We start from the raw sequence: 11699 nt of genomic DNA on the forward strand, positions 1-11699 counted from the left end.
GTACCACATTTGAATTTATAAAAACAAATGTGATTACAAATAAATAAAAAAGGAGCATTAAATGAAAAAAGTATCAAAACTTTTAGCAGTTGTAATGGCATTTTCTATTATGGTTGCATTAAATGTAGCTGTATTTGCCACAACAACAAAGACAGACGGTACAAAAGCTAATGTTGTAAATGGAGGAGAAACAGTAAAGATAAATGTTTTAACAGGAAATGAAAATGATGTGTTAAATGCATATAAAGTAGTTGAAACCATTTATGACAAAGATACAAATACAATAAACCGAAATTTTACGGCGACATTTGAACAGTTTACGGCTGCAAATACAGAATACAAAACAATGACAGTAGATGATTACGTTAAATTAAATGAAACAAAATTAAAAGAAGTGTTAGGAAAATTTGCTTTTTATGTAAGAACAAATAATGTTAACCCTGAATATGTATCTACAAACATTTCAAATGAAGAAAAAGCTGAATTTGAAGCTGTAGCAATGGGGCAGTACATTATTGTTGGAAGTGGAAACACAAACGGGGCATACATTTATCAGGCTGTTACAGCAGAGGTTGAGCCATTTGTTGAAAATGATGAATATAAAATATATGAACAGTATTCGGTAAAAATGAAGGTAAGTAAGCCTACTGTAGAAAAAGATATTATAAATGGCACTGCGACTGATGGAAACAGACAGACAGCAAGTGTAGGGGATGTTATCACATATAAATTAAGTGCAGCAGTTCCCATTTATCCGGAAGGCGCAACAGATACTACATTATATTTAGGCGATGAACTCTCAGAAGGACTTACTTTAGATTTAAATTCTATTGTAGTTAAAGGTGAAAATGGAGAAAATTCAAAAAATTTAACAAGTGGTAATCAGTACACAATAAAAGAAGAAGGTCAGAAATTTTATGTAGATTTAAACTACGGAAAAATTAAAACGTATACAACTGTGACAGTAGAATACAAAGCAACATTAAATGAAAAAGCTAAAGTCGGAACAGCAGTTGGAAATGAAAATATTGTAGAGTACGTTTACAAAAATTCTCCATTTGATGGAACAACATATAATTCTGAAGATTCTAACAGACCAACACTGGACACCCCGGGATTTGGAGATGATGATGACAAAGAAATTGTTTATACATTTGGCGTAGCCATCGAAAAGATTGATAAAGATAATAATGCAGTAAAACTAAAAAATGCAAAATTTAAATTATATGACAATAAAGAATGCAAAGGTAATGCAATAAAAGAAGTGACGACAAATGAAAGCGGAATTGCTTCAGTTGAAGGATTAAAAGCCGGAAAATATTATTTGGTAGAAACTATGGCTCCAACAGGTTACAAAAAATTATTAGAGCCAATCGAAATTGTAGTAAATGCTGCCAGCGGGATTTACACAATTACAGCAGATAAAACAGAAATTACAACTTATGTAGAAAAAGAAAATGGATACAAAAAAGTTACAGTTGAAAATAAAAAAGGAGCAACACTTCCAACAGCAGGTGGAATGGGAACAGCATTATTTGTAGCAGGCGGATTAATAATTATGTTAGGTGCTGCGACAGGTGTTTATGTAATTAGAAGAAAAACTGTAAAAGAAAGATAATAAACTGTTTCCCAAAATATATTTTTTAAATTTCATATGAAAAATTTTGAACTATAGAATATTGAAAATAAACCAAAGATAAATATTGGGGCAAAGGTTAAAGGTAATCTTTCATATAAAGATTATAAGCTTCTATCGGTTCGAATCCTCTATAAGTTTAACTATAAAGCTAATCTTGCATATAAAGATTAAAGCCTTTAACTTTTGACTCCAAAATAAACTGAAAATGGCAATAGGGAGATAGTTATGAAAAGAAAAACGACAACGACAGTATTAGTTATAATTTTTTTGATAGGTTTCTCCGTGTTACTATATCCGGTAGTTAGTAGTTATGTAAACCAAATGGATGCAACAAAAGCGACTGAACAATATGATGAGCTAATGAAAAAAATGGAGAATAAAAAGTCAGAAAGTATATTAAATGAGGCTAATTTATATAATGAAAATCTGACAAAAGATAATGTGGAATATAAAAACCAAGAAGAAAATAAATATGCCGACATTTTAAATGTAGACGATTCAGGAAGCATGGGTTATATTTCCATACCAAAGATTAAGGTGAAAATTCCAATAAAGCATGGGACTACAGATGAAGTACTAAGTAAATATGTAGGGCATTTGGAAAGTTCATCTTTACCTGTAGGAGGAGAAAGTACACACGCCGTACTTGTAGCTCACAGAGGGCTGCCAAATGCAAAATTATTTACTGATTTGGATAAAATGGAAATTGGTGACAAATTTCAAATTACAGTATTAAATAAAAAATTATTTTATCAGGTGGAAGAAATTTCAGTAGTAAAACCTGAAGACATTTCAAAATTAAGTATTGAAAAAGATAAAGATTATGTGACTCTGGTTACATGTACGCCATATGCTGTTAATACACACAGACTATTAGTAAAAGGGATACGAATAGACGAAGATAAAGCAGAAAAATCAGACAATGAACAAAAAGTAAATCCGTGGAAAGTAGTAATAATAGCACTGGCTTTGGTGTTAATTATAATGACATTATTTGTAATAACATTTGCAGTGTGCGTAAATAAAGGAAAGAGGGTGTATGAATATGAGAGAGAAAACAATAAAAAACACAATAATTTGTGCGTATAAAAATTTACAATCTAAAGCATATAAGAAAATTGTAATGGCATTAATGATATTTATAGCTGTTATACAGGTTGGAATTATATCAAATAATAAAATAAAAGCAGCTCAGACTGAAAACAATCAGTATGAAATAAACATTGCTCTTAAAAATGAAAATGTCATATTTGCAGATAGAGAAGTTAGAATTTATAAAATTGCAGAAAAAAATGAAAATGATAAATATATTCTTTCAGGGACATTTGCAAAATATCCGATTGAAGTAAATGACATAAAAAATAATTCCGACCTGAGCAAAATTGCAAATACGATTTCAGGTTATATTAGTTTAGATGGAATATCGGCAGATTATGTAGGAACAACAAATGAACAGGGAAAAATGAAATATGAAAAAGCAAAAGATGGTATGTATTTAATGCTTATTGATGCTTGTGTGGAACAGGATAAAATGTATGAATTTGTTCCGCAGATAATTGCAATTCCATATATAAATGACAATAATGAATTACAACAAAGCATAGATGTGGAACCTAAAAGCATATCAAAAAACATAGAAAGCAAAGAACAGGAAAGTAAAAAAGATGAGCGTAAAAGAAAAAACAAAGGAAATACATCTGAAAAGCAAAGCAAAGAAAATGATCAAACAACAACAGCTAAATATGACAACAAACTTCCACAAACAGGTCAGGACAGAGCTATAGCAGTCATATTGGCAACAGTTGGGTTGGTAATGATTGCAGGAGGTGTGGTGGTTATTAAAAGGAATAGGTGAAATTTGTGCACGGTCGAAAAAGGTCGAAAACTTTCACTTTACATTTTGCGACAAATAAGATAAAATCGTTTCAAAACAAAATGTAATGGGTGAGAAAAACTGAATGTATTAGGGAAAATTTGAATAATAATGTATGGTTTAGCATCACTTTTTACAAAGTGGTGCTTTTTTAATTCAATTAGCCTACAAACTAATTTTATCTACTTTACATTTTGAGATTAAACACAAGGAGAAGGATATGAAAAAAATAACACAAAAATTAATTGCAATAATGCTGGTAATGACAATTGTTGCGGGAGGAATAAGTAAAGAGGCATTCGCAGATACAGGAGTAATCAGGTGCAATGATAAGTATTTTGATACTTTAAAAGAAGCTGTAAATGAGGCTTTAAGTACAAATGATGGTGACGGTGTAGTAACTATATTACAGGACATTGAAGCAAATGAATTTATACAGATAAATGAAAATCAAAAATTAACAATTGAAGGACAGGAACATGTAACAATAAATGTTAAGGAAACATCTAGATTTATAGATATAAAAAAAGGTGGAGTGTTAAACTTAAAAAATATAGATATTGACGGAACAGATATAAAAGCTGAATATGGTAAAACACCTTTTTATGTAAGAGGGGAAATAAACCTCAATAATGCAACAATTAAAAATTTTAGTTCAAACAGCTCGACAATAATTCTTAATTCGGCAAAGCTAAACATGGATAATGCATCCGAAATTTCAGAAAACAGCAACATAACATGGGGAGGATATGGAGGTGCTATAAGCATTGAGGGAGCATCACATGTAAAAGGCGGAGTAGTAAGAAACAACTGGGGAAGTTATTATGGAGGAGGACTGTATGCATCAGGAACGGCATACATAGAAGGAACAACTTTCATAAACAATGGCTGTAAATGGTACGGTGGAGCTGTTGCCTGTGGTTTAGTTGGTGGAGGCATAGTCTATATGAAAGACTGTCTGTTTGACGGAAATTATGCAAATTGGAATGGAAATGCTATTTATTTAAATAATTCAGGTAACTGTTCAATTTATAACACGGAAGTCAAAAATGTAAGTAAAAACGTAAGTGGTGCGATTACTATTACGGGTAAAGGAAAAACAATTATAGCAGGATTAAATGTAAATAATAACTCGGTAAATAATGGAAATGTATATATTGCCGGAAACAATGTCAGTTTCTTAAAGCCCGGAACATATAATACTGAATTTGGAAAAATAGAAACAAATAAAAATATAATAGAAAACAATAAGGCAAACAGAGGCGGAGGAATTTATGTACAGGGAAATTCTAACGTAAATATTGAGCAATGTGAAATAAAAAATAATACATCCAATAGAGGTGGGGCAATCTATAATGATGGAAATGTTGTTATGGATGATGTCGAAATTAGTGGAAATGTTGCAAATGATAAAAATGGTAAAATAAATATGGGAAATGCCATTTTACAAAATGGTACATTGGAATTAAAGGAAAATGTTCAGATAAATGGAAATATACATTTAATTAAGGATAAATATATAACTATTGATAAAGAATTACTTTATCACATGGATAAACAAAGTGCGTTAAACATAACAACAGATGAAAAAAATGAAAATGAATTTAGAAAAGTAGCTGAATTTACAAATGTATTGGGCGAAAGTCTGGCATATAAGCTTGTTTCCGATGAGGGAATAAAACTGGAAAACACAAGTAACTTAGTTGCTGATTCTAAGTTGGTAGCTATAAATAATGAAATAGGAATAGCAACAAAAGTATATAAAAAGGAAGTAGTATGTAAAGACGAAAAGGGAGAAAACATACAGGGAATGGAACTTGCCCTATATAAAGATGATGATAGTAATAAATATTTAGGAACTACAGAAGCAAGTGACGAAAACGGAAAAATCGTTATAGACAATCTTGTTGCAGGAAAATATAAATTAAAACAGAAAACAGTTCCAGACAAATATGAGCAGGATAACTCAAAAACAGTAAATTTTGAAGTGGGAGAAGAAAACGTAGAGCAGATAGAATTTTCTGTTAATTATAAAGATGAAGCACCTACCGCAGTAATTACATTTGAACATAAAAAGATTCATATAGCACAAAAGTATACATTTAGTGCAGAAAAGTCTATGGATGATAGGGGAATTGTAAAATATTCATGGGATTTTGGAGATGGAACACAAAAAACGGGGAAAACAGTAAAGCATGAATATCTTCAGTCAGGTGATTACATAGTATTGTTGACAGTAACCGATACAAAAGGACAGACTAATACAAAAAAATTAAAAATAACAGCGGATGGAACGGCAGAAGGAATGTATCAGTTAGGATTAACTGTTACGGATACAAATACAGAAGCACCTATAGGTAATGCTGAGGTTTATATTGTAAATAGTAAAAACGAAATAATCAGTTCAGGAAAAACAGCTAATAATGGAAAGTATAATTACTATTTAAAAGGAAATGAGAGTTATTCAATTGTTGCTTATGCAAACGGATATTATAGCAGGGCGACAAGCCTTAATATGGGTGAAACATCAAAGAAAATAAATCTGTATTTAAGTTCTAAAGACACAATACAGGCAGATGTAAGCTATAAAGAAATGTCGTATAGTGAAATAGTAGAAGCAGGAATTGATACAGACAGTGATGAAAACAAAAAAATATTTAAATATTCAACTAAATTGGTATTTAACAAAATGACTTTTCCTGTTAATTTCTATGTAAATGAAAAAGGAGATATTGTTAAAAATGAAAATAAAGGTGGAGGTGAAGCTGCTTCATCAAGAGAAGACAATTTTTATATAGAACCAATAAAGGCAGACGGAAATGGTACAGTATATTATTTAGTTGTAGATGGAACGACTAAGTGGTTGAAGGATATGTTTGACGTTCAGGTACTGGTTGTTAATAATTCTAAATGTGAATATGTAGATAATTGCAATGCGAAAATTAATTTACCGGAAGGACTTTCATTAGCAGCAATGGCTGCAGGTGAAGATAATAGCGAAAAGAAAGAGATTGGAAAAATTGAAAGTGGAGAAAACAAAGCTGTAAACTGGTATGTACGAGGGGACAAAGACGGAGAATACAAAATAAGTGTAACAGTTGAAGGTGAAATGAAAGATGATAAAGGAGAAGTAGAACCATATCAATTTAGATATGATTATGCCTGTAGGGAAAGTTTGTGGGTAATAGCAGGAAGCTCATTAAAGCTTGATGTGTATGTAAATAAATATACATATACAGGAGATTTGTACACAATAACATATACATATACAAATACATCTAACAAAACAATTAACGGAATGCAGTTATATTTTGACAGCGAAAAGCAGTATTCAAATGATGGGAGAGTGTTTGTCGATTGTGCAAAAAATACCTATAAGAAGGTAGATGAGTTAGCACCGGGTGAAAAAATTACAATAAAATATACAACTCAGATACAGTTTAAGGACAAAAATGGAGATGAAGCATATTACGAACTTATAAGCATGATTATGAAAACTTTGCCGGGAAGTAATGCATCAATACCATATGAAGTGCATGTGAAACTAAATCCAATTCAATTAAAAGGATATGTTGATAAAACAAATGGTGTTAATGCAAATGATGGAGATCCTGTAGATTTGCTTACAGGAGAGTTTAATTACACATACACTGATTTAGAGAGTGTTGCAAAGTATAGCATTCCGGTAAAAAGATATTATAACTCAGGAAATTTTAATACAAATACAGGTTTTGGAAATGGCTGGAGTAACGAATATGATTACAGGGCAGTATATGAAGATAACTGCGTAATTATTTATATACCTACAGGCGGACAAATTATATTTAAAGATGATGGAACAGGTGAGTATACATGCCAGACAGATAATCAGAAGGAACTTATAAAAAATGAAGATATATATTTTTATAAAGAAAAAGGAAAAGAATATCAGTTTGACAAAGAAGGAAAATTAATAAAAATTACCGAAGAAGATGGATGGGTTACTAATTTCAGTTATGATAACAATAAATTGACTCAGATAAAAAGTAATGCGGGAATTTTAAAATACAGTTGGGAAGGAAATTATATTGTTAATGCATCTATAAATGGAATAGAAGTTAAATACGAATACAAATCAGGAAATCTTGTGAAGGTAACGAATGCAGATGGTGATAGTTGCTCATATGAATACAATGAGAATAACAACTTAACATTAATGACTGATTATGAAGGAAACGAATATGTAAAAAATGAATATGACAGCATAGGAAGAGTTATAAAACAAAAGGTTGCTGATTCCGGAGAATATACATTTACATATGACGATGAAAAAAGAGAAAACAGTTGTAAAAGTGAGAGTGGAAATGTTCACACAATAAAGTATAATGAGGATTTTTACATAATAGAAGATGTAGAACAGGATACAACAACATATGATTATAATGCTTTTGGACAATTAGTTGAAAAAACAGATAGTTATGGAACAACAACATATTCATATGATATTTATGGAAATGTTACTAATATTGTATATCCTGATAATACATCAGAATCATATAAGTATAATTCCAAAGGTAAAGTAATAACTTACAGAAATGCAATAGATTCAGTAACAAATTATGAATATAATACCAGAGGAAATCTTATAAAGGAAACTGATGGATTAGGGAATAGTGTAACTTATACATACGATTCATTTGGAAATGTAATAAGAGAAAAAAGTGGACAGGGAAATGTAATAAGCTATTCATACACAGACTCATTTCAAAGGGCAGCAGTAAGTGATGGAAGCAAAAATACAATAAAGTATAAGTATGACAAACTTGGAAGAAAAACTGAGGAAACTAACGGAAATGGAGAAAAAACAAAGTTTACTTATTCTTTAGCAGGAAAGCTTTTAAAAGAAACAGATGCATTAGGTAATGAAACAACATATGAAGTAGATAAAAATGGATATACTATTTCACAGACAGACAAAAATGGAAACAAAACATTAAATACCTATAATAAGCAGGGAAAGAAGACAGAAAAAACAAATGCTTTAGGCGTAAAGAGTAAATATACTTATGATATAGCAGGAAATCTTACGAAGATAACTGACGGTTTGGGATATGAGACGACATATACATATGATAAATATGGAAATGTAATATCAAAAACAGATGCATCCGGAAATTCATGGAATTATAAATATGATTCCAAAGGAAATCTGGTAGAAACCAAAGACCCATATAAGAAAAACAAACAATATAAGTATGATTCTAAGGGACAGGTAATTGAAGAGACAGACGAAAATGGAGGAAAAACAACATACACTTATAATGCTCTTGGAATGGTTACAAAGCAGACGGACCCATTGGGAAATAGTGTCAGATATGAATATGACGGTAACTTAAACCTTATTAAAGAAACAGATAAAAATGGAAATACGACAGAATATGTTTATGACAAGGAAAACAGACTTATTGAAAAGAAAACATTATATGGTAATACAACATATAATTATGATAAGGATGGCAACTTAATAAGGATTACAGAGCCTGAAAACAGAAAGACAGAATATGAATACGATAGATATGGACAGGTTATTTTAATAACAGATGCTCAGAAAGAAAAGACACAATATACATACGACGCTATCGGGAACATAACACAAATTATAAACCCTGATGGAACAGCCATAAGTTATAAGTATGATAAAAATAGTAATATTATACAAATAACAGACGAAAAAGGTAACGTTGAACAGTATGAATACAACGCAGAAAATAAAATAAGTAAATATGTTGATAAAGAAGGAAACATAACAACTTATAAATATGACGAAAATGGAAATCAGATTGAAGTTAACGAAAAACAGGATTTAGTCATAACAAAGAAATATAATGAAAATAATCTTTTGTCAGAAGAAACAGATGCAATAGGAACAAAGAAATATGTATATGATAAGCTTGGAAGAATTGTGGAAACAATATCAGGTGAAGGATACATTACATCATATAGATATGACGGTGTTGGAAACATCATAGAAAAAACAGATGAAAATAATAAGATTACAAATTATACATACGACCTAAATAATCGTCTGATTAAGATTACAAATCCTGAAGGAGAAATAACAGAATACAGTTATGACGCAAATGGAAATGTAATAAGCGAGAAAGATGCCAAAGGAAATATTACATTATATGAATATGATGAAAATAACAATCCTGTAAAGAAAACAGATGCAAATGGAAATGTGTCTGTATGGAGTTATGATGCAAATGGTAACGTAACAGAATACAAAAATCCTCAGGGTGTAAAACAAGCATATGAATATGATGGCAATGGAAACATTGTAAAAATAACAGATGGTCGAAATAATACTGTTACAATGGAATATGATTCGATGAATCGTATGACAAAGAAAGTTTCGGCAAATAATGTCATAACACAGTACTCATATGACGAAAGTGGAAATCTGCAAACAGAGACAGATGGAAATGGAAATGTCACAACATATAAGTATGACAAAGAAGGAAACTGCACAGAAAAAATAAAAGAAAGAAGCAGTGAAAAGTATACATATGACAAAGAAGGAAGACTTACATCAATAACATATTCTGATAATAGTATGGAAAAATTTGAATATGATGTACACGGAAATAAAACATCATATACAGACAAAAAAGGCAATACTACGACGTATATTTATGACAAAGACAACAGAATGGTAAAAACAGTTGACGCCAACGGAATAAGTACGGAATATGAATATGATGGAGTTGGAAATCTTACAAAAAAGACGCTTCACAGAGAAAAGGAAAATAGTAAGGCGGATGAAGTAACAACATATTCATATGATGGAAACAATAACCTTATATGTAAAACAAATGCACTGGGTAAAACTGAAAAATATGAATATGACCCGAATGGAAATCTCATAACGGTAAAAAATAACAGTGGAAAAGTCGTAACATCATACAGTTATGATGCCGTTAATAACTGTACTAAAAAAACAGTAAACGGAAAGACCACAACATATGAATATAATAAAAACGACTATCAGACAGCAATGTCAACGGATAGTGGAACAATATCATATGTAAGGGATGAACTTGACAGAATAATAGAAACAAACTACGAAAATGGGGAAACAGTAAAGTACAGTTATGATAATGAAGGAAACAAAACAGGAATTACATATACTGACGGCAAAAATGTAAGCTACGCATATGATGGAAATAAAAATGTAACGGAAGTTACAGACGGCGATAAAAAGACCACATACACATATGATAGTGATAATAACAGAATAACAAAAACAGAAGGAAAAGAGACACAGGAAAGCACATATGACATATATGGAAATGTGCTTACGGTAAGTCAAAAAGAAGATGAAGATTCTAAATTAATAGAATCATATGAATATGATTTAAACGGAAATGTAACAAAACATTATGAAAGCGGAATCATAACCGGTAAAAAGAAAACATCAACATATGAATATGACAACCTGAACAGGCTTGTAGCAGAGGGAGGAGACAAAAAAGTTACATACACATATGATGATGTTGGAAACCTTATTAAGGAAACAAATGGAAAGAAGTCCACAACATACACTTACAATAATTTAAATCAGCAGATTACAAAAAAGGGAAGCTCAGTATTTAGCATAAAACGTTCAAACAAATACAGCGAAAACGGAACGGCGAAAAGAACGGTAAATCCTGAAAAAGAAATAAAAACTTATGAGATTAGTTCGCTTATGGATGGAACCGTAAGTGAAATAAAAAAAGGAATTTCGGAAAAGACGGCATACACATATGACGGCCTTGGAAACAGAACAAGAGAAACAATTACAACAGGACTAATCAAAAAGAAGAAAAAGGAAAAAGAGTATGTGTGGGACTACACAGAAAAATATCCCGTACTGCTTGAAGAAAAGGAATCAGATGGTACAATTATAAGGTACACATATGCAGGAAACAGGGAGAGGATACATGCAGATGTAGCGGCAAAAGGCGACAATGCCAAAACACAGATTTACAGTCTGTACACGGACAGACTCGGAAGCACAAGATGGGCACTGGATGAAAATGCAGAGGTGGCAGAGAAAACAGAGTATGATTCATGGGGAAAGCCGGAGACGGAGACGGTAAGTAGTAAACTTAACGGAATAAACATTTCAAAAAGTTATACCGGATATGTTTATGATGAAACAAC

Annotated in this window: 4 protein-coding genes; all 4 read left to right on the forward strand. The window is 31.2% G+C overall.

Translation table 11 applies throughout. The features are described 5' to 3' along the window. Positions 1-61 precede the first annotated feature (61 nt). On the forward strand, positions 62-1618 hold the full coding sequence (locus DWW96_RS13230; RefSeq protein ID WP_117910751.1) for a SpaA isopeptide-forming pilin-related protein: 1557 nt from the start codon (positions 62-64) through the stop codon (positions 1616-1618). Positions 1619-1864: 246 nt separating this feature from the next. Then, entirely contained in the window at positions 1865-2728 is an 864-nt protein-coding gene (locus DWW96_RS13235; RefSeq protein WP_117910752.1) for a class C sortase, read from the forward strand. Continuing rightward, a complete protein-coding gene (locus DWW96_RS13240; protein WP_158562724.1) occupies positions 2685-3494 on the forward strand; it encodes an LPXTG cell wall anchor domain-containing protein in 810 nt (269 codons plus the stop codon). The genes DWW96_RS13235 and DWW96_RS13240 overlap by 44 nt, the downstream gene beginning before the upstream one ends. Before the next feature lie 238 nt (positions 3495-3732). Beyond that, positions 3733-11699 (forward strand): PKD domain-containing protein (locus DWW96_RS13245; protein ID WP_199522700.1); only part of this gene is annotated, 7967 nt, incomplete at its 3' end.

The organism is Eubacterium sp. AF17-7 (assembly GCF_003461285.1).
Classification (GTDB): Bacteria; Bacillota; Clostridia; order Lachnospirales; family Lachnospiraceae; genus Eubacterium_U; species Eubacterium_U album.